Annotated in this window: 19 protein-coding genes; 11 read left to right on the top strand and 8 right to left on the bottom strand. The window is 72.2% G+C overall.

Translation table 11 applies throughout. The annotated features are described in order from the left end of the window. Positions 1-121 precede the first annotated feature (121 nt). The 5 genes from PCC79_RS04870 to trmB all read right to left on the bottom strand — a co-directional run bounded on the left by PCC79_RS04870 (position 122) and on the right by trmB (position 3,528). A complete protein-coding gene (locus PCC79_RS04870; RefSeq protein WP_342373160.1) occupies positions 122-733 on the bottom strand; it encodes a superoxide dismutase in 612 nt (203 codons plus the stop codon). A 177-nt stretch (positions 734-910) separates the two neighbouring features. Then, positions 911-1,126 carry a CsbD family protein gene (locus PCC79_RS04875; RefSeq protein WP_232548961.1) on the bottom strand — a complete coding sequence of 72 codons (216 nt, stop codon included), beginning with the start codon at positions 1,124-1,126 and terminating at the stop codon, positions 911-913. Positions 1,127-1,172: 46 nt separating this feature from the next. Continuing rightward, positions 1,173-1,781, bottom strand: coding sequence for a class I SAM-dependent methyltransferase (locus tag PCC79_RS04880; RefSeq protein ID WP_232548960.1), 609 nt, complete (start codon positions 1,779-1,781; stop codon positions 1,173-1,175). Next, the gene (gene truA / locus PCC79_RS04885) at positions 1,778-2,653 is read right to left on the bottom strand and encodes a tRNA pseudouridine(38-40) synthase TruA (RefSeq protein WP_232548959.1); all 876 of its coding nucleotides are present in this window, start codon (positions 2,651-2,653) and stop codon (positions 1,778-1,780) included. The genes PCC79_RS04880 and truA overlap by 4 nt, the downstream gene beginning before the upstream one ends. Beyond that, positions 2,650-3,528 (bottom strand): tRNA (guanosine(46)-N7)-methyltransferase TrmB, encoded by an 879-nt coding sequence (gene trmB, locus PCC79_RS04890; RefSeq protein WP_342373161.1) that lies wholly within the window; start codon positions 3,526-3,528, stop codon positions 2,650-2,652. Before trmB ends, truA begins: the two co-directional genes overlap by 4 nt. 74 nt (positions 3,529-3,602) lie before the next feature. On the opposite strand from trmB, the gene PCC79_RS04895 reads away from it, so the two are divergent. Continuing rightward, positions 3,603-4,013 carry a YccF domain-containing protein gene (locus PCC79_RS04895; RefSeq protein WP_232548957.1) on the top strand — a complete coding sequence of 137 codons (411 nt, stop codon included), beginning with the start codon at positions 3,603-3,605 and terminating at the stop codon, positions 4,011-4,013. Between the two features lie 130 nt (positions 4,014-4,143). Continuing rightward, complete coding sequence (locus tag PCC79_RS04900; RefSeq protein ID WP_425325654.1) at positions 4,144-4,701, top strand: GtrA family protein; 558 nt, start codon at positions 4,144-4,146, stop codon at positions 4,699-4,701. 86 nt (positions 4,702-4,787) lie between these two features. Here PCC79_RS04900 and PCC79_RS04905 read toward each other — a convergent pair whose 3' ends face one another. Then, the gene (locus PCC79_RS04905) at positions 4,788-6,884 is read right to left on the bottom strand and encodes an elongation factor G (protein WP_342373162.1); all 2,097 of its coding nucleotides are present in this window, start codon (positions 6,882-6,884) and stop codon (positions 4,788-4,790) included. A gap of 278 nt (positions 6,885-7,162) precedes the next feature. Here PCC79_RS04905 and rplM point away from each other — a divergent pair, with 278 nt between their 5' ends. The 7 genes from rplM (at position 7,163) to PCC79_RS04940 (ending at position 15,485) form a co-directional block, all read left to right on the top strand. Further along, on the top strand, positions 7,163-7,606 hold the full coding sequence (gene rplM, locus PCC79_RS04910; protein WP_342373592.1) for a 50S ribosomal protein L13: 444 nt from the start codon (positions 7,163-7,165) through the stop codon (positions 7,604-7,606). Between the two features lie 14 nt (positions 7,607-7,620). After that, on the top strand, positions 7,621-8,133 hold the full coding sequence (gene rpsI / locus PCC79_RS04915; protein WP_232548953.1) for a 30S ribosomal protein S9: 513 nt from the start codon (positions 7,621-7,623) through the stop codon (positions 8,131-8,133). A 2-nt stretch (positions 8,134-8,135) separates the two neighbouring features. After that, on the top strand, positions 8,136-9,488 hold the full coding sequence (gene glmM / locus PCC79_RS04920; RefSeq protein WP_232548952.1) for a phosphoglucosamine mutase: 1,353 nt from the start codon (positions 8,136-8,138) through the stop codon (positions 9,486-9,488). A gap of 27 nt (positions 9,489-9,515) precedes the next feature. Continuing rightward, positions 9,516-10,259 (top strand): hypothetical protein, encoded by a 744-nt coding sequence (locus PCC79_RS04925; protein ID WP_232548951.1) that lies wholly within the window; start codon positions 9,516-9,518, stop codon positions 10,257-10,259. A gap of 282 nt (positions 10,260-10,541) precedes the next feature. After that, complete coding sequence (locus PCC79_RS04930; RefSeq protein WP_232548950.1) at positions 10,542-11,267, top strand: hypothetical protein; 726 nt, start codon at positions 10,542-10,544, stop codon at positions 11,265-11,267. Between the two features lie 272 nt (positions 11,268-11,539). Beyond that, complete coding sequence (locus PCC79_RS04935) at positions 11,540-14,164, top strand: DUF2156 domain-containing protein (protein WP_342373163.1); 2,625 nt, start codon at positions 11,540-11,542, stop codon at positions 14,162-14,164. Continuing rightward, on the top strand, positions 14,157-15,485 hold the full coding sequence (locus tag PCC79_RS04940) for an alpha/beta hydrolase (RefSeq protein ID WP_342373164.1): 1,329 nt from the start codon (positions 14,157-14,159) through the stop codon (positions 15,483-15,485). Before PCC79_RS04935 ends, PCC79_RS04940 begins: the two co-directional genes overlap by 8 nt. A 12-nt stretch (positions 15,486-15,497) precedes the next feature. Here PCC79_RS04940 and coaA read toward each other — a convergent pair whose 3' ends face one another. Beyond that, a complete protein-coding gene (gene coaA / locus PCC79_RS04945; RefSeq protein ID WP_342373593.1) occupies positions 15,498-16,457 on the bottom strand; it encodes a type I pantothenate kinase in 960 nt (319 codons plus the stop codon). Between the two features lie 37 nt (positions 16,458-16,494). Between coaA and glmS the strand changes: the two genes are divergently transcribed. Next, positions 16,495-18,339, top strand: a complete 1,845-nt coding sequence (glmS, locus tag PCC79_RS04950; RefSeq protein WP_342373165.1) for a glutamine--fructose-6-phosphate transaminase (isomerizing) — start codon at positions 16,495-16,497, stop codon at positions 18,337-18,339. A 10-nt stretch (positions 18,340-18,349) separates the two neighbouring features. Further along, positions 18,350-18,697 carry a holo-ACP synthase gene (locus PCC79_RS04955; RefSeq protein WP_342373166.1) on the top strand — a complete coding sequence of 116 codons (348 nt, stop codon included), beginning with the start codon at positions 18,350-18,352 and terminating at the stop codon, positions 18,695-18,697. 19 nt (positions 18,698-18,716) lie between these two features. Here the strand turns inward: PCC79_RS04955 and PCC79_RS04960 are convergent, their stop codons facing one another. After that, the gene (locus PCC79_RS04960; protein WP_342373168.1) at positions 18,717-19,871 is read right to left on the bottom strand and encodes a glycosyltransferase family 1 protein; all 1,155 of its coding nucleotides are present in this window, start codon (positions 19,869-19,871) and stop codon (positions 18,717-18,719) included. Positions 19,872-19,896: the final 25 nt, after the last annotated feature.

Raw genomic sequence — 19,896 nt, forward strand, 5'->3', positions numbered from 1 at the left:
CTGGATTCTCAGGTTTCCATCAGGTTGCCGTCCGCCGGGGAGACGCGGTCAGGACGCCGCACGTGCGGCGGGGCCGGCACCCACGATGGGGTGCCGGCCCCGCCGGGACATGCCGCGTCGGTCAGAAGGAGACCTTGGCCGCGCGCGCGGCCTCGAGGCGCTCGGCCACGTTGGCCCAGTTCACGACGTTCCACCACGCCTTGACGTAGTCGCCCTTCACGTTCTTGTACTGCAGGTAGAACGCGTGCTCCCACATGTCGAGCTGCAGGATCGGCAGCTGCCCGACCGGCAGGTTGCCCTGCTGGTCGAAGAGCTGGTTGATGTTGAGGCGCTGACCCAGCGTGTCCCACACCAGCATCGACCAGCCGGAGCCCTGGATGCCGTTGGCGACCTCGTTGAACTGCTTCTGGAAGCCCTCGAACGAGCCGAAGAACTCGTCGATCGCGGAGGCGACCTCGCCGGTGGGCTCGCCGCCGCCGTCGGGGGACATGTTCTTCCAGAACACCGAGTGGTTCACGTGGCCACCGAGGTGGAACGCGAGGTCCTTCTCGAGCTTGTTGATCGGGCCGAACTCGCCGTTCTCACGGGCCTCGGCGAGCTTCTCGAGGGCGGTGTTCGCGCCGGTCACGTAGGTCTGGTGGTGCTTGCTGTGATGCAGCTCCATGATCTGGGCCGAGATGTGCGGCTCCAGCGCACCGTAGTCGTAGTCGAGGTCAGGAAGGGTGTACACCATGGGTTTCGTCCTCTCGATGGGTGGCGTTGTCGGGGACAACAGCTCCTGTCCCGAGCCTATGCCGTGCCGCCCCGTGCGCAACACCCCAGAGCAAGGCCCCCGCCAGGTCACCGGTCCCGGGTGAGCGCGAGGGGGCCGGCCCGGACGGGCCGACCCCCTCGGGCCACGGTGGTGGGCTCAGCGCCGGTCGTCCCGCGCGCCGTCCACGGTGTCGTTGAACGCGCCGGCCACACCTTCCTTGGCGTCGTTGACGGCGTCCTTGGCCTGGCCGGCCAGCTGGTCCTTCTTGCCCTCGGCCTCGAGCTGCTCGTTGTTCGAGGCGTCGCCGATGCCCTCCTTGACCTTGCCAACCGCCTGCTGGGTCTTGTTCTTGATCTCGTCACCCAAGCCCATGATGGGGCTCCTTTCCGTCGGTGGATGGTGGACCCACGCTAGCCATTCACTCCCCGCTTGCCAAGGGTCGTGTCACGGCGAATACGCGGAACCCCTTGGCGGACGCCGTGCGCGCGCACGCCCAACCCTGGTCGACCAGCCAGCGCTGCAGCGAGTCCGCCCCCAGGTTGCGGCCGACCACCAGGCGGGCGACGCCCCCGTCGGCGAGCCGCGGGAGCCACTGCAGCAGCAGATCGTGCAGGGCCTCCTTGCCGATGCGGATCGGGGGGTTCGACCAGATCTCGTCATAGCGGGCGTCGGCGTCCGCCTCGTCGGGCTGCAGGGCGCGCACCCGGTCACCCACCCCGTGCGCGGTGGCGTTGAGAGCGGTGAGCCGCAGCGCGCGCGGGTTGACGTCCACGGCGTCCACCTGCGCGTGCCGGCTCGCGGACGCCAGCGCCACGGCCACCACGCCGTAGCCGCACCCCAGGTCCAGCAACCGCCGCGCGGACGCGGACGGGGTGTGGGTGCGCAGCAGCACCCCCGTGCCCAGATCGAGGCCGTCGGCGCTGAAGACGCCGTTGGCGGTGGTGAAGTCCCACGAGGTGTCCCAGAAGCGGGCGGTGACCGTGCGCCGGAGCTCGGGCCCCTCGGGGGGCAGGAAGTAGTGGGTCATGGGTTCTCCTCGGGTCGGTCGCGTCGCGCCCGGGCCGCGAGCTGACGGGCGGCGAGCTGGTCGTCCGGGGGGTACCCGACCTCCTCGAGCACGAGGCCGTGGGGGGGCAGGACCGTCACGTCCCCGGCCCGGTGGGGGGCGTCCACGAGCGCGGCCAACCATGCCGCGTCGCGGCGCCCGGTGCCAACCGCGACCAGCGCCCCGACCACCGAACGCACCATCGAGTGGCAGAAGGCGTCGGCCCGCAACTCCACCCTCACGGTGCCCGCGAACTCGCCCGTACTTTCGCGGCGCACCGCGCAGGTGTGGACGTCGCGGATCGTCGTGGCCCCCTCGCGGCGCTTGCAGAAGGCCGCGAAGTCGTGCAGCCCGACCAGGGCGGCCGCCGCCCGGGCCATGGCGTCGGCGTCCAGCGGGCGGTCGACGCGCACCACCATGCCGCGGTGCAACGGGTCCACACCTGCGTCGGCCAGGCGGAACACGTAGCGCCGCCAGAGCGCGGAGAAGCGCGCGTCGAACCCGTCGGGGGCCACGGTGACGCGGCGCACGACGAGGTCCGCGGGCAGCACCCGGCCCAGTCGGTGGCCGAGCTGGGCGGCGAGCGCGGCCTCGCCGGGCGCAATGGGGTCGGGGAGCGCGGTGGGCTGGGGGAGCGCGGTGGGATCGGGCAGATCGAGGTGGGCGACCTGGCCGCGGGCGTGGACGCCGGCGTCGGTCCGTCCGGCCACCGTCAGGGTGGCAGGGGTCTCCAGCCGCAGGATGCGGGTGATCCAGCTCTCGAGTTCGCCCTGCACCGTGCGCAGCCCGGTCTGGGCGGCCCAGCCGTGGAAGGCGGCACCGTCGTAGGCGAGGTCCAGGCGGAGGCGGGTCACAGGGGGACGCCGCCCGTCGCGTCGGCGTCGGGCCGCCGGACGCGGTGAACCAGGTCGCCGACCACGGGTGGGGCGTCCGGCCCGGGGGGCGGGGGGACGCGGGGGGGGGACGCCGCGGGTTCGGCCGGAGCGGCAGGGAGGTGTGCCGCGTCCGCGCGGACGTAGGTGAGGTCGTACACCGTGCGGCCGGCGGCCAGGCCGCGGGCCTCGTACTTGGTGAGCGGACGTTCGGCGAACCGGGGCGCCCAGCCACCGTCGGAGGCGTGCGCGTTGACCAGGCCGGGGGCCGCGTCCAGCACCGCGCGCATGGCCTCGGCGTAGTCGGCCCAGTCGGTCGCCAGGCGCCAGGTGCCGGACGGGGTGAGTCGTGCGGCCACGAGAGCGGCGAAGTCCGGGCTGACGAGGCGTCGCTTGTGGTGGCGGGGTTTGTGCCAGGGGTCGGGGAAGAAGGTCCACAGCTCGGTGAGGGACGCAGGGGGCACCAGCACGGTGAGGCCCTCGACGCCGTTGGCGAGCACGATGCGGACGTTCTCGACGCCCTGGCGGGCGATGCGGCCGAGCGTGGACGCCACGGCCGGCTGGAACACCTCGAAGGCCACGATGTTCCAGTCGGGGTGGGCCTCGGCGAGGGCAACCAGCGCCTCACCGCGTCCGGAGCCGATCTCGACGGCGAGGGGGGCGCGGCGTCCGAAGACGGCGTCCCAGTCGACGTGGGCCTCCGGGTGGACCGACGTGGAGGTCACGCGCGGGGGGATGTCGACGACGAGGCGTCCGGCGTGGGAGTCCCACGCCTTCTCCTGGGAGGGGTTCATGCGGGCACTGCGACGCACGTAGGAGACCACCTCGCGGTGGACGCGGTGTTCGGAGCGCGGCACGGCCGTGAGCCTACCCGCGGGCTACGCTGGGGGCACGTCGCCGGGCGGGTGCCCGCGTCGGGGAGGGAGCGATCATGAGGGCCGTCCTGAATCTTGTCTGGCTTGTTTTCGGAGGGTTGTGGCTGGCGATCGGCTATTTCTTCTTCGGCGTGCTGGCCTGTCTGCTGATCGTGACGATTCCTGCAGGCGTGGCCTCCTTCCGCATGGCGGCGTACGCCCTGTGGCCGTTCGGCAAGACCGTCGTGTCGAAGCCGGGCTCGGGCACCGGCGCCGCACTGCTCAACGTGCTCTGGTTCATCGTCGGGGGTGTCTGGCTCGCCGTGGGGCACGTGACGACCGCGGCCGCGCAGGCGGTGACGATCATCGGCATCCCGCTGGCGATCGCGAACATCAAGATGATCCCGGTGACGTGCTTCCCGTTCGGGAAGATGATCGTCGATTCCGACGCCATTCCGGTGGGCTACGAAGCGCAGTTCTCGATCTGAGGCGGGCTGCCCGTGGGGGTGGGCTCCCACCCTGGGTGGCAGCGGCGTCGGGTCGGTGACGGCGGGGGCCGTCTCGGTCGCGGGCTGCTGCGCGAGGCGCGCGGAGGCCTAAGCGCGTATTCTCGCGTCCATGAACGACGACGCCGCCGACGGCCCGGCCGCCCTGCGGTTCGCGTCGTTGATGCGGCGGATCCACGCAGCTCTGCCGGGCCCGGTGCGCCGCGTCGTGCCCAAGACCTTCATCGGCTACGCGTTGATCAACGGCAGCGCTTTCCTGCTCGACATGGCCTTCCTGGCGCTCATCAGCCAGTTCCTGACGCTGCCGTACGGGATTCTGTTCTCGGTCGGGTACGCGCTGGCCTCGGTGTACGCGTTCATCCTGAACCGCTGGCTGAACTTCCGTGAGCACGGCGACCTGGGTAAGCAGACCGGCAAGTACGTCCTCGTCATCGTCAGCAACTACCTGATCTGGATCGTCGGCTTCGCCTCCCTGCTGGACCTCGCCGGGCTGCACATCATGGTCGCTCGCGTGATGACGGCCTGCTGCGAGGGCATCTACATCTACCTGATGCTGCGGCTCTGGGTGTTTCCGCGCGGCCGGGTCGACGAGGGCTTCGTGGCACCCGAGGGGGCGGACTCCGAGGCGTCCGACGCCCCCGGCCCCCCGCGCGGGGCCGGGCCGCGCTGACCGGTCGTTGGCTCATACTCCACTTTCTGCCTCAAACTCCGTCACCGGAACCGGAGTTTGGGGCAGGAGCGTGCGTGTCGGCGCCCTCAGGGGAGGAGGTGTGGGGGCATCAGCTCATAGCCGTGGAAGGTCCGGTGGAACGTGCCCGAGCCGTGGGCCAGGCCGCGCAGGTCGATGGCGTAGCGGGCGAGCTCCAGCTGGGGTACCAGCGCGCGGACGACCACGGTGCGGCCGTCGGCGTCCTGGCCCTGGAGCTGCCCGCGGCGTGCGGACAGATCGGTCATGATCGCACCCATGTACTCCTCGCTGACCGTGACCTCCACGAGGTCGACCGGCTCGAGCACGGCCGTGACCGTCGGGTCGGACGCCGCCTCCTTCAGCGCCGCGCCGGCGGCCATCTGGAACGCCATGTCGGAGCTGTCGACCGCGTGGGCCTTGCCGTCGAGCAACGTGACCCGGACGTCGACCATCGGATACCCCGCGACCACCCCCCGCTCCAACTGCGCCCGGGCGCCCTTCTCCACGCTGGGGATGAACTGGCGCGGCACGGCGCCACCGACCACCTTGTCGACGAACTCGAAACCCGCCCCGCGCTCCAGCGGCTCCACCTCGATGGTGACCACCGCGTACTGACCATGCCCGCCGGACTGCTTGACGTGCCGGCCCTGCGCGGACGCCTTGGCCACGAACGTTTCCCGCAACGCGATCTTCACGTCCTCCTGCACGACGTTGACGCCGTAGCGGTCCTTGAGGCGCGCCAGGAGCAGGTCGGCGTGCGCGGGCCCCGTCGTCCACAGCACGAGTTGGTCGGACGCCCCCCGCGCGAGCCGCACGTCGGTGTCCTCCACCGCGAGGCGCTGCAGCGCGGTGGCCAGCTTGTCCTCGTCGTTGCGGGACGCCGCGCGGATCGCCAGCGGCAGCAACGCCTCCGGCGTGCGCCAGTTCGGGACGACCACCACATGGTCGGGGTCGGACAGGGTGTCACCCGTCCCGGCGTGGGCCAGCTTCGGCACCATGACGATCTCGCCGGCGATCGCGTGGTCCTTTGCCACGAGTCGGCTGCCGACGGCGTGCTGGATCTGACCGATCCGCTCGGCGCTGTCGTGGTCGGGATGGGTGGCATCCTCCGCGCCGGCGAAGAACGATCGGTGCCCCGAGACGTGGACGGAGGCGTCCGCACGCAGGGTGCCGGCGAAGATGCGCACCATCGACAGCCGCCCGGCGAAGGGATCCGTCGTGGTCCGGATCACCTGGGCGACCAGCGGCGCCTCCGGATCGGTGGGGGGCGGGCCGGCCTCCTCGCCGGTGAGCTGCACGGTGGTGGGGTTGGGGTGCAGGCTCGGCGTCGGGAAGCCGAACTCGATGAGGCTCAGCAGCTCCTCGGTCCCGACGCCGCTCGACGCCACGACGGGCACCACGGGGAAGAGATTGGCGCCCGCGGTGGCCCTCATCAGGTCACCGAGCAGGTACTCCCGGCCCGGGTCGTCACCCTCGAGGTACCGGTCCATGAGCTCATCGTCCTCCGCCTCCTGGATGAGGCCTTCCATGAGGGGCCCGCGGTGGGTCTCCACCAGCTCCGCGTGACGCTCGTCGCCCTCGACCAACACCGGGTCGCCGCCCCCCGCGTAGTCGCGGAACCGGTGCGACAAGACGCCCACCGTTCCCGTCACGGCCTGCGCCCCGGGGCCTGCGCCGCCGCTGCGGACCGGCACGTGGGTGGGCAGGGCGCCCGCCCCGAGGGCGTCCTTCAACTCCTCGACCACATCGTCGAAGCTGCCGCGCGCGGCGTCCATCTTGCTCAGCGCGATGATGCGGGGCAGGTGGGCGGCGGCGCACTCTTCCCACAGCACCCGCGCGGCACCATCGACCCCGTCGGCGGCGCTGACGACGAAGATCGCGGCGTCCGCCGCCCGGATGCCGGCGCGCAGCTCGCCGACGAAGTCCGGGTTGCCCGGGGCGTCCAGCAGGTTCACCACGACGTCGCCCGTGACGAGCGAGGCGAGGTAGAGCTGGGAGAGGCGCTCGGCGTCGCTCTTCTCCCCGCGGTAGCCGGCGACGCGGGCGCGCAGCAGGTTCTCGAACAGCGACGTCTTGCCCGATCCCGCCGTCCCGACCAGCACCACGTTGCGCACGTCGTCGGGATCGTTCACCTGGATCTCTGTGTTGTTCACCCTCGAACTCATGGCCGACACAATGCCACCATTCACGCCCCCGCGGGGCCACGGCGAGCGTGTCTCCTACGATTTGTAGTGCGGGCGGGTCGTCGTGGGCCGGACGCCTCACGGGCGCCTCCCACTCCGGGAGCCTCTGACGCGCACGGCGACGCGGGGCACCGCGCGGTTTTGACCCGCTCGCCCGGCGCGGATAGACTTGCTCGCTGTTGCGCATGCGTGCGCCCTGCCCGGGGTGCGCCGCGCACGATCCGAATTGTCAACTCTTTAACGGAAGATGGTCTGTGTCCGTGTCTACGTACAGCCCCAAGCCTGGTGAGATCACCAGGAACTGGCAAGTCATCGATGCCACCGACGTCACGCTCGGTCGACTGGCGGTGACCGTCGCGACGCTGCTCCGCGGCAAGCACAAGGCCACCTTCGCCCCGCACGTCGACGGCGGCGACTTCGTCATCGTCGTCAATGGCTCCAAGGTCGCCCTCACCGGCAACAAGGCCACCGACAAGCTCGCGTACCGCCACAGCGGCCGTCCGGGCGGCCTCAAGGCCGTTCCGATGGGCGAGCTCATCGCGAAGGACCCGCGCAAGGCGATCGAGAAGGCCGTCTGGGGCATGCTCCCCAAGAACCGTCTCAGCCGCCAGGTCCTGAAGAAGCTCAAGGTCTACTCCGGCCCCGAGCACCCGCACGCGGCGCAGCAGCCGCAGCCGTACCAGATCACCCAGATCGCCCAGTGACGCGAGGAACCACCGTGACCGACACCGTTACCGAAGAAGCCGTCGAGGCCACCCCGTTCACCGAGGGTGACCGCGAGATCTCCTACCGCTCGGAGGCGACGCCCACGTCCGCCGCCCCCGGCGAGCGCCCGGCGCTGATCGCCCCCGGGGCGGCCACCGGCCGCCGCAAGGAGGCCATTGCCCGCGCCCAGCTCGTGCCGGGCTCCGGGGAGTTCCGCATCAACGGGCACACGCTCGAGGAGTACTTCCCCAACAAGCTGCACCAGCAGACGATCAACGAGCCGTTCGTGACGGCCGGGGTCGAGGGCGCCTACGACGTCATCGCCAAGATCGTCGGCGGTGGCGTCACCGGCCAGGCCGGCGCGCTGCGCCTGGCCATCGCCCGCGCGCTCAACGCCGTGGACGCCGAGGCCAGCCGCCCCGCGCTGAAGAAGGCCGGGCTGCTCACCCGTGACGCGCGGGTGAAGGAGCGCAAGAAGGCCGGCCTCAAGAAGGCGCGCAAGGCGCCGCAGTACAGCAAGCGCTGACCGTGGCGCGTCTCTTCGGAACCGATGGGGTCCGGGGCAAGGCGAACGTCGACCTCACCGCAGAGCTCGCTCTCGAGCTCTCGGTGGCGGCCGCGCACGTCCTCGGCGAGGCCGGGGTTTTCGAGGGTCACCGTCCGGTGGCTCTCGTTGCGCATGACCCGCGCGCTTCCGGAGAGTTCCTCGAGGCGGCGGTGGTCGCAGGGCTGGCGTCCGCAGGGGTGGACGTCGTCCGTCTCGGGGTCGTCCCCACGCCCGGGCTCGCGTTTCTGGTCAACGAACTGGACGCCGACCTCGGGGTCATGCTGAGCGCCAGCCACAACCCGATGCCCGACAACGGCATCAAGTTCGTGAGCCGTGGCGGGGTCAAGCTGGACGACGACCTCGAGGACATGATCGAGGCGCGCATGCACCAGACGTGGGTCAGGCCGACCGGTGCGGCCGTCGGACGCGTCACGACGCGTCACGAGGCGGTGGAGGCCTACGTCGCCCACCTCGTCTCCTCGTTGGGCGACGCCGGCAGCCTGCACGGGTTGAAGGTGGTGCTCGACTGTGCCAACGGAGCGGCCCACATGACGGGTCCGGCCGCCTTCGAGGCCCAGGGTGCCGAGGTCATCACGATCCACGCCTCGCCCACCGGCCTGAACATCAACGAGCAGTCCGGCTCCACGCACCCGGAGGGCCTGCAGGTCGCGGTGCTCCACCACGGCGCCGACCTCGGTTTCGCCTTCGACGGGGACGCGGACCGGTGTCTGGCCGTCGACGCGACGGGGGAGATGGTGGACGGCGACCAGATCCTCGCCATCTTGGCCCTCGCCATGAAGGACTCCGGCGCGCTCCACTCCGACACGGTGGTCGCGACCGTGATGAGCAACCTGGGTTTCCTCCAGGCCATGCGTGCCCGCGGCGTGCGCGTCGACCAGACGAAGGTGGGCGATCGCTACGTCCTGGAGTCGATGAACGCCAACGGGTTCACTTTGGGCGGAGAGCAGTCCGGGCACGTGATCATGAGCCAGTACGCCACGACCGGCGACGGCGTGCTCACCGCTTTGCACGTGGCGGCGCAGGTCGTGTCCAGCGGTGCGACGCTGGCGGATCTGGCCGGCGTCATGACGCGGTTGCCCCAGGTGATGGTCAACGTTCCCGGGGTGAACAAGGCACGGGCCGGCATCGATCCCGAGGTGACGGCCGCGGTGACCCAGGCGGGCAGGGAACTGGGCGACACCGGCCGTGTCCTGCTGCGTCCTTCGGGCACGGAGCCGTTGGTGCGCGTTATGGTCGAGGCAACCACCGAGGAGCGGGCGACCGAGGTGGCCGAGCGGTTGGCGGGCGTCGTCCGCGACCGCCTCTCCCTCTGACCGCCCTCGTCCCCCCCGGAGGTGCCCATGCCGCGTGAGCGGACCCTGTTGCCCACGGTCGTCGGTGCGCTCGCCGCGACGCTCGTCGGCGCTTTCGTGCTGACCAGCGGACTCATCGCCACCCAGCACGCCTTTCGCTTCGAGGGGCAACTGCCGGCGTTGCTGCCGTTCTTCGCCTGGGGGGCGGCCGCGGGGGTGGGGCACCTCGCCAACCTGGGTCGGACGCTCCTGCCCCGGTGGCGTGCCGCCTGGGGATATGCGTCGCTCGTGCCGTACGCCGCGCTGATGATGAGCGTGGCCGTCGTGCCCGGGCTGGAACTGCCCTGGTGGACGGCGCTGGTCGCGGCCGTCTGCGCGGCGGCCCCCTTCGGCGTCGTGGCGTTGCGTTCGGACCCGAGCCTCACGGTGACGCCGGTGCGTGACGCCGACGATGCCAGCCTCCGCGGCACCTTCCTGACCGGTGTCGCCCTCATGCTGTTGGCCTATGCCGTCGCGGGGCCCGCGGTGGCCGGCGCCATCCTCTCGGTGCTCCTGGCCGTGGCGCTGGGCATCGCCGCCATGATGACCCACGGCATGGCGCGCGCCTCGCGGACGTGGCGCATGCGCCACTGGATGGCCCTCACCTGGGGGTCGCTGGTGATCTGGGTCAGCGCGATCCTGCGCGGGCTCACGACATTCTTCGACGATTCTTGGTTCGTTTTCACCGTGGTCGTGGCCGCGGGTGTCCCTCTCATTCTCTGCAACAGATCCGAGGTACGCCGTCACGGCTGACACCCCCGTCCGATCAGGCAGTGACAGGGGGGAGTGCTCCCCGCCGCGCGCCGGGAGGCGCGCCATTCGCCGGCATTCACATCCATCACAGTGGCCCCCCGAAAGGGTGAAAAGAAGGATTTTTCGCCGCAAGCCACGGCCATCGCTTGCGTGGGCGGGTGTGGTGGCTATGGTGTTCATTGTGCCGGTCCACAGATCGGCGCGTGGCGCGCGCCCATCGCCGCTCGACCCACCCTCTCGCGGGGTGTGCGCCCCAACCCAACCTCGTGTCAGGAGACAGTCATGACCACATCCCCCCGCCCTCACGACGGCGCCAACCGCGCCCCGGAGGCCGCAACCGCCGCCTCCACCCGCACCGTGGACACCGATGGCGCCTCGCGCGTCGAGCGGCGTCCCGCGCGTGACGACCACGCCGTGCAGGAGGCGCTGATCGGCACCGACCGTTCGCGCCGCACCCCGAACATCTCGTGGGGCTCCATCTTCGCCGGCGTCGTGACGTTCCTCGGGCTCACGGTTGTGCTGAACATCGCCAGTGCTGCCATGGGTCTCGACGGCGTCTCGGGCGTCGCCACCGGCATCTGGTCGCTCATCGCCCTGGCCCTCGCGCTCGCCGTCGCGGGTTACGTCGCCGGTGCGCTGGCCGTCCGCGGTGGTCTGCTCCACGGCTTCCTCACCTGGGCCACCTCCATCCTCGCCGTTCTCGTGCTCGCGGGGTGGCTGGGTGGCGCGCTGCTCGGCGCCGTCGGCAACCTGGCCGGGGTCGTCTCCTCGCAGGTCGACGTGACCGCGCAGCAGGTGGAGGACGCCGCCACGCAGGCCGACCAGCAGGTCGACCAGCAGCAGGTGGAGCAGCAGGCCGCGCAGACGGCCGAGCAGGCCTCCACCGCCGCGTGGTGGACCTTCGGTGGCGCACTGCTCGGTGCCGTCGGCGCCGCAGCTGCCGGTGCCGCCGGCTCGCGCAGCGTCATCAACCGCGAGACCGAGCTCACCACCGCCGACCGCCGCTGACGCGGCACCCACCCCGCGCGGGTGGGAGGCACGTTCCCGCGGGGGCGCCACCGACCGGTGGCGCCCCCGTCTGCGTGCCCGTTCGTTCACGCCGGCCCCGGGAACCACCGGACGCGCAGCGCAGCGACGGGGGGCGCGGGACCGCTCCACCCCTGGACGGGGCCTGCTCATGCGCGGGGACGAACCGGTCGCGCGCCGGCCCGGTGCCGCGTCGGGCCGTCCTAGCATGGCCTTGGGCCGCGCGAGGGCGGCCACCAGGACAGGACGGTGCGATGACCCTTGGCGGTGCGGGGGCCCGTGGCGGTGCGGGGGCCAGTGGCGGTGCGGGGACGCAACCACCCACCCCGGACGGCCCCCTGGCGGCCGTCGTGGCACGCCGGCGGCGCTGGTGGCCGGGCCCCGGCTGGGGCAGGTCGGCCCGGCTGCTCTCCGATTGGCTCCGCCCGGCGCCGGTCAGCGTGGCGCTGGCCGTTGTCGTCGTCCTCGTCGGGACGCTCGGCCGGGCCGTGGGTGGGGAGGCCTTCGCGGCGCTGGCCGTGCACGCCGCCGAGCCGGCCCGGTGGGCGGCCTGGCTCACGAGCACCGTCTGGACCCCCTCGTTGCCCTCCAGCCTGGTCGACGGGTTGCTCGTGGTTGCCGTCGGGGCGCCGGTCGAGCGCTTCCTCGGCCGCACCCGCTTCCTGACCGTGGGCCTGGCCGCGTCCGTCCTTGGTGTGGGCGTGCTCCATGCCGTCCACCCCCTCATCGCCCTGCTCGACCGGCCGTGGGCCGAACACCTGGCCGGGGCCCCGGCGGGTGGGCCGCTCGGCGTCGTGGTCGGGGCGCTGGCGGCCGCGAGCATCCGCATGGACGCGTTGGCCCGGCGGCGCATCCACACGGTCTTGTTCGTCTGGCTCAGCGCCCTGGTGGCCTTCGGCGGGGGTGCCGACGACATCGCCCAATGGGGCGCCGCCCTGGCGGGGGTGGGCCTGGGCCTGCTCGCCTGGCGCGGCAGCGCGCCGGAGCGCTCCCTCGTGGGCACGCGCCACGATGCCCGGACGATCCTCGACCTGGTGGTGGTGGCCGTGACGGCCGGGACGCTGTTGTCGGCGTGGTCGCCACTCCCGGTGGGGCCACTCGCGGCGGCGCGGTTCGCCGTCGACTCGCCGCTCGCCGACCCGGTGACCGTCACCACCACCTGTCTGGAGCCGGACCGCCTCGTGGAGTGCGCCGGTGTCACCTACGCCGCCCGGACCCACGGCCCGAGCGCCGCCGCCCTGGCCGCCCTGCCACTCGTGCTGCAGCTCGTGATGGCCGGCGGGCTGCGCCTCGGCCGGCGGGCCGCCGCGCTCGGCACCATCGTGCTGCAGTGCGGCATGGCCATCCTCGCCGCCGCTCACCTCGCCGTCATGCGGTGGATGTTCGAACAGACCGGCACCGACACCGCACCGCTGCTCGGCCTGGCCGACGACGGGACGCCGTCGGCCCGCCTCATCGTCCCCCTCGTGGTGCCGCTCCTGCTGGCGATCCAGGTCGCGCTGCACCTGCGCAGTTTCGGCGTGAAGACCCGGCCCGGCACCTTCCGACGCTTCTGGGGGTGGGTCGGCATCGCCGTCGCCGCCGGCCTCGTGATCGTGTGGGGCGCGGGCCTCGCGGTGGCCGACCAGTTTCTGCCGACGGCCACCGCGCCGCTCCTGTTCGCCGACTACGCGGTGCGCCTGCTGCCGACGGGGGCCCTGGCCCTGGTCACCCCCACGCTCGAACCGGACTCGGCCGTGGCCGTCGCCGTGGCGGAGTGGGTGCCCGTGGCCGTCTGGGTGGTGGTGACGGTGGCATGGTTCCGCGCCCAGGGTTCGGCCCCCGCGATTCGGCCCGGGCAACGGGAGGATCTGGCCGCCCTGGTGCGGCGCGAGGGCGCCGGTTCGCTCGGGTGGATGCTGACGTGGCCCGGCAACGACGTCTGGCTCAGCCCTGACGGGCGCTCCGGCTTCGCGTACCGCGTGGGCAGCGGCGTGGCCCTCACCGTCACCGACCCGGCGACCGCGCCCGACGACCTGAGGGACGGTCTGGTCGACTTCGCCACCGCCTGCACGGCCCAGTCGTTGGTGCCGGCTCTCTACTCGGTGCACGCGCCCACGGCGGACCAGGCACGGGCCCTCGGCTGGGCAACCGTCCAGGTGGCGGAGGAGGCCGTGATCGACCTGGGCGGCGTCACCTTCTCCGGCAAGGCCTTCCAGGACGTCCGGACGGCGCTCAACCGGGCCACGAAGGAGGGGATCACCGACCTGTGGACGACGTGGGACGGCTGCACCCCCGGGCAACGCGACCAGGTGCGGGCCATCTGCGACGCCTGGTTGGCCGACAAGGCGCTGCCCGAGATGGGGTTCACGCTGGGCGGGGTCGCCGAGCTGGACGCCGAGACGCGCCTCGGGCTGGCCGTGGACGCCGAGGGCACCGTCCACGGGGTCACGTCGTGGCTCCCCGCCCACCGGGGCGGTGCCGTGGTGGGGTGGACGCTCGACGTGATGCGCCGTCGCGAGGGCGGGTTCCGCTCGACCATGGAGTTCCTCATCGCGCGCGCGGTGCTGACGGCGCAGGGGTTCGCGTTCGTCTCCCTCTCCGGCTCGCCCCTGGCCCGCAGCGGTGGTTCCGCCCCGGGGGAGGGCCCTGCCGCGTCGGCGACGCGGCTGGAGGGCGTCCTCGAGGTGCTCGGCACCCTGCTGGAACCGGTGTACGGCTTCCGCTCCCTGCTCGCGTTCAAGGCCAAGTTCGGCCCCCGCTTCGTGCCCCTGTACCTTGCCGTGCCCGACCTGCTGGACGCCCCCACCGTGGGGCTTGCCATCGCGCGGGCCTACCTCCCCGACCTCGGCGCCGCGGACGCGGCCCGCTTCGCCCAACGGCTGGTGAACCGTGACTGAGCTGCTGAACGGCATCCCGCTGCTGACGGGGTGGGCGGCACCGACCGCCTGGGCGCTGACCGTCCTCGTCGTCACCCTGCTGGGCTGGACGCGCACGCGCCACCTCGGCGCCGCGGGTCGCGCCGCCGTCCTCGGCGGCGGTCCGGTGGTCGGGCTGGCGTCCTGGGTGGCGGTCGACGTCGTGTGGCGCCCCGTCGCCGACGGTCTGGGGTGGTTCGTCTGGCTCTGGGTCGGCATCGTCGCCTTGGTCGTCCTCCAGGCCGTCGTGGTGCCGCGCCGCTCCCGGGCGGGGCGGCGACGCCGCCGGCTCGATGGCGCCCTGGGATCCCTGGCGGCGGTCGCGGCCGTGTTGGTGGCCGCGCTGCTCGCCGTCAACGCACACTTCGGTGCCTACCCCACGCTCGGGGCCGCCCTGGGCCTGACGGTGGAGTCGGGCACGTTGGCCGACCTGCCGCAATCCGCGCCCGAGAGCGCCAGCAGCCGGCCCCCCGGGCCGCTGTTGGCGAGCTGGACGCCGCCGGCCGACCTGCCGGCGACCGGCCAGGTGGTCGAGCAGGCGATCCCGGCCAGCGACCCACGCTTCGCGCCCCGACCCGCCCTGGTCTACCTGCCGCCGGCCTACCTCACGGCCGACCGGCCGCTCCTGCCGGTGCTGGTGCTGCTGGCGGGCCAGCCGGGGGAGCCCCGAGACTGGTTCACCGCGGGCAACGCGCAGGCGAGTCTGGACGCCTGGGCGCAACGGCACCACGGGCTGGCCCCGGTGGTCGTCGTCCCCGACCCCCTGGGGTCCAACACCGCCAACCCCGTGTGCAGCGACGCGCACCTCGGCAACGTCGCCACCTACCTCCAACGAGACGTGCCGGCCTGGATCGAGCAGAACCTCCAGGTGGACACGGATCGCAGCCGGTGGGCCATCGGCGGTCTGTCCAACGGCGGCACCTGCGCCCTGCAGGTGATCACGCGCGACCCGCAGGCCTACCACAGCGCGCTGGTGCTCTCCGGCGAGCTCCACCCCACCCTCGGCACGCCCGAGGAGACCATCGCGGTGGCCTTCGGCGGGGATGCGGACGCCTACGCCGACAACGATCCCCTGACCCTGCTGGGGCGAAGGTTGTACTCCGGCACCGCCGTGCTGTTCTCCGCCGGCGTCGACGACGAGACGTACCTGCCGGCGGTGCAGCAACTGGAGGCGGCGGCGAAGGCGGCCGGCATGACGACGGAGCTGCGGACCTACCCGGGCGGGCACATGTGGAGCGAGTGGGCCACGGCGTTCGCCGACCAGCTCGACTGGCTCGGCGTCCGCCTGGGCCTCACCAGCTGACCCGCCCCGGCGTCAGACCTTGCGGATCCGAATCCAGTCGATGTCGTGGTCGGCGTCCTTGCGCAGGATGACCGTGGCCCGGCCGCGCGTGGGCAGGATGTTCTGCTCCAGGTTGGGGCCGTTGATCGTGTCCCAGATCCGCTCGGCGTAGGCGCGCGCCTCCGGTTCGTCCAGCGCGGCGTAGCGGGTGAAGTACGATCGCGGGTCGCGGAACGCCGTTTCGCGCAGCCGCATGAACCGCTGCAGGTACCAGGCGCGCAGGTCGTCGGCGGCCGCGTCCACGTAGACGGTGAAGTCGAAGAAGTCGCTCACGGCGAGCGCCATCGAACCGTCCGGACGCCGCCGCGCCGGCTGGAGCACGTTCAGGCCCTCGACGATCAGGATGTCGGGTTGGCGCACCACCGTGGAGCGGGCGGGGTCGATGTCGTAGCGCAGGTGGCTGTACACCGGGACGGACGCCTCGGGCACGCCCGACTTCACGTCCATGACGAAGCGGAGCAGCGCGTTGCGGTCGTAGCTCTCCGGGAATCCCTTCCGGTCCATGATCTGGCGTCGCTCGAGCTCGGCGTTGGGGTGGAGGAATCCGTCGGTGGTCACCATCTCGACGCGGGGGCGTCCCGGCAGCTGGGTGAGCAGCTCGCGCAGCAGGCGGCTGGTGGTCGACTTGCCGACGGCGACCGAGCCCGCCACGCCGATGACGAAGGGGGTGCGGCCGACGCCGAGGCGCAGGAAGTCGTGGGTGCTGGCGTAGAGGCGTCGGGTGTTCTCGACGTAGTGGTTGATGAGTTCGGTCAGGGGCAGGTACACCTCGCTCACGGTCTGCAGGTCGATGGTGTCGAGGCGGGAACGCACGCGGCGCAGCGTCTCCTCGGAGAGCTCCACCGGCAGGGAGCTGGACAGTTCTGCCCACACCTGCCGATCGGCACGGACGTAGGGACCGAACTCGTCCAACGGAGCTGCTGGGCGGGGCATGTCCGGCTCGGTGTGCTCCGACGCTAGGCTGGCGACCATGTGCGGCATTATCGGGTATGTGGGGCCTCGCGAGGCGCAGAAGGTCGTGATTGACGGGCTCCGGCGCATGGAATACCGCGGCTACGACTCGGCGGGAGTCGCCGTGGTGGCCGACGGTGAGGTCGGGATCGCGAAGAAGGCGGGCAAGCTCGCCAACCTCGAGGCCGAGGTCGCCGCCTCACCCCTGCCCGCCGCCAGCTTCGGCATCGGACACACCCGCTGGGCCACGCACGGCGCCCCCACCGACGCCAACGCGCACCCGCACCGGTCGGCGTCCGGCCGGGTGGCCCTGGTGCACAACGGCATCATCGAGAACTTCGCCAGCCTGAAGGCCGAGCTGGAGGCGGCCGGGGTGGAATTCACCTCCGAGACCGACAGCGAGGTGGCCGCCCAGCTCGTCGGCCGCGAGGTGGACGCCGGTGCCGACCTCGCCGACGCGTTGCGAACGGTCAGCCGCCGGCTCGAGGGGGCCTTCACGTTGGTGGCGCTGGATGCAGAGCAGCCCGACCGAATCGTGGCGTCGCGGCGCAACAGCCCGCTCGTGGTGGGCGTCGGCGACGGTGAGATGTTCGTGGCCTCCGACGTCGCCGCGTTCATCGAGCACACCCGCGAGGCCGTCGAGCTGGGGCAAGACCAGATGGTCGACGTGACCCGGGACGGCTACACCGTCACCGACTTCGACGGGCACGTCGCCCCCAGCAAGCCGTTCGTCATCGACTGGGACCTGTCGGCCGCTGAGAAGGGCGGCTTCGACTGGTTCATGCGCAAGGAGATCTTCGAGCAGCCGAAGGCAGTGGCCGACACGCTGCTCGGCCGCTTCGACGAGAACCACCGCCTCACCCTCGACGAGGTGCGCATCAGCGAGACGGAACTGAAGAGCATCGACAAGGTCGTGATCGTCGCGTGCGGCACCGCCTACTACGCCGGCCTGGTCGCCAAGTACGCCATCGAGCACTGGACGCGGGTGCCCTGCGAGGTCGAGATCGCCTCCGAGTTCCGCTACCGCGACCCGATCATCGACCCCCGCACCCTGGTGGTCACCATCTCGCAGTCCGGCGAGACCGCCGACACGCTGATGGCCGTGCGGCACGCCCGCGTGCAGGGCGCCAAGGTGGTCGCGATCTGCAACACGAACGGCTCGACGATTCCGCGGGAGTCGGACGCCGTGCTCTACACCCACGCCGGCCCCGAGATCGGCGTGGCGTCGACCAAGGGCTTCCTGACGCAGGTGGCGGCGTGCTACCTCCTCGGGCTGTTCCTCGCCCAGGTGCGCGGCACCAAGTTCGGCGACGAGATCGCCACGGTGATGACCGAGCTGGAGTCGATGCCCGCCAAGATCCAGCAGGTGCTGGACGCCTCCCAGCAGGTGCTCGACCTGGCCGAGGAGCTGCACTCGGTGCGTTCGGTGCTCTTCCTCGGCCGCCACGTGGGCTACCCCGTGGCGCTGGAGGGGGCCTTGAAGCTCAAGGAGATCGCCTACCTGCACGCCGAAGGCTTCCCGGCCGGCGAGTTGAAGCACGGCCCGATCGCCCTGGTGGAGCCCGGGATGCCGGTGTTCGTGATCGTGCCGCCCCGGGGCCGCGACCAGCTGCACGACAAGGTCATCTCGAACATCCAGGAGGTGCGGGCCCGCGGGGCGCGCACCATCGTGCTGGTCGAGGAGGGCGACGACGAGGTGAATCCGTATGCCGACGTCACCCTGCGGCTCCCGCAGACGTCCACGCTGCTGCAGCCCCTGCTGGCGATCGTGCCGTTGCAGCTGTTCGCCTGCGAGGTGGCGACCCTGCTCGGCCACGACGTGGACCAGCCCCGCAACCTCGCAAAGTCCGTCACGGTCGAGTGAGCGTGCCCACGTGATCCTGGGCATCGGGGTTGACGTCTGCGCGATCGACCGGATCCGGGACGCCTGCGCGCGGCCCGGGTTCGTCGACCGTGTGTTCACCCTCGCCGAGCAGCGCGGCAGCGAGCAGACCCTCGCCGGCCGGTTCGCCGCGAAGGAGGCCCTGGCGAAGGCGCTGGGCGCGCCGCTGGGGCTGCGGTGGTCGGACTGTGAGGTGCTCTCCGACGAGACCGGTCGCCCGTCACTGGTCGTCACCGGCACGGTCGCCGATCGGGCCGACGAGCTCGGGGTCAGTCGGCTGCACGTCTCCATCAGTCACGACGCCGGCGTCGCGGTGGCCATGGTCGTCTGCGAGGGCTAGGCCCGGCGCGGCGGGCGTCTCAGACGCGACGCCCCGCGGCCACGAGCGGCCGGACGGCGCGCTCGCGCGCCAGGTCGAGCGCCGTCCGGTAGTGCCCGACCAGCTGGTGGCACACGCCGCGCCACGTGCGGGGCTCCATGGCGACCCGGGCGGCCTCACCCATCGCGCGACGTTTTGCGTCGTCGCCGAGCAGGTCGGCCACGTGGGCCCGGAGGCCGGCCAGGTCACCCGGCGCGTACAGCCAGCCGGTGCGGCTGGGGTCGATCAGGTCCACCGGGCCGCCGGACGCCGGCGCCACGGCGGGGACGCCGCTGGCCATGGCCTCCTGGATGGTCTGGCCGAACGTCTCCAGTTCGCCGGGGGTCACGAACACGTCGAAGGACGCGACCGTGCGGGCCAGCTCCTCGCCCCGCAGCTGCCCGGTGAACACGGCGTGGGGGAGGGCGGCCTCCAGGGCGGCCCGCTCGGGGCCGTCGCCGACCACCACGGTCGTCGTGTCGGGCAGGTCGGCCAGCGCCGCCAGGTCGGCCACCTGCTTCTCCGGCGCCAGGCGTCCGACGAACCCGACGATGCGGCGTCCGGCCGGGGCCAGCGAGGCCCGGAGGGCGTCGTCGCGGCGTCCGGGGCGGAAGAGGTCGGCGTCGACCCCCCGACCCCACCGGGCCAGGTGCGTGACACCGAGGCCCCGCAGCTGCGCGATGCTGGCCGCGCTGGGTGCCAGGGTGAGGGTGGCGGTGGTGTGCGTGGTACGCACCCGCTGCCACAGCAGGGCCTCCAGCGCGGGGACGCCGTAGCGCGCGGCGTAGCCCGGCACGTCGGTCTGGTAGACCGCCACGGACGCGACGCCGAGGGCGTCCGCGGCCAGGGCGCCGCGCAGGCCGACGTTGATGGGGGAGGCCAGGTGGACGACGTCGGGGGCGAACTCGGCCAGCGTCTGCTCCAGGACGAACTGGGGCGTGGCACACAGCCGCACCTGCTGGTAGCCGGGCAGGGGCACCGACGTCATGCCGACGACCGGGACGCCCCGGTAGTCCTTCGGCGCGCCGGGGGCGTCCGGCGCCAGGAGCAGCACCTGGTGGCCGTGGTCGACCAGATGGTCGAGCACACGGAGCACGGAGTTGACGACGCCGTTGACCTCGGGGAGGAAGGACTCGGTGAGGATCGCCACGCGCATGCCTCCATGGCAGCAAGGCAGGGTG

The sequence above is a fragment of the Propioniciclava soli genome (genome assembly GCF_038502305.1).
GTDB lineage: Bacteria > Actinomycetota > Actinomycetes > Propionibacteriales > Propionibacteriaceae > Propioniciclava > Propioniciclava soli.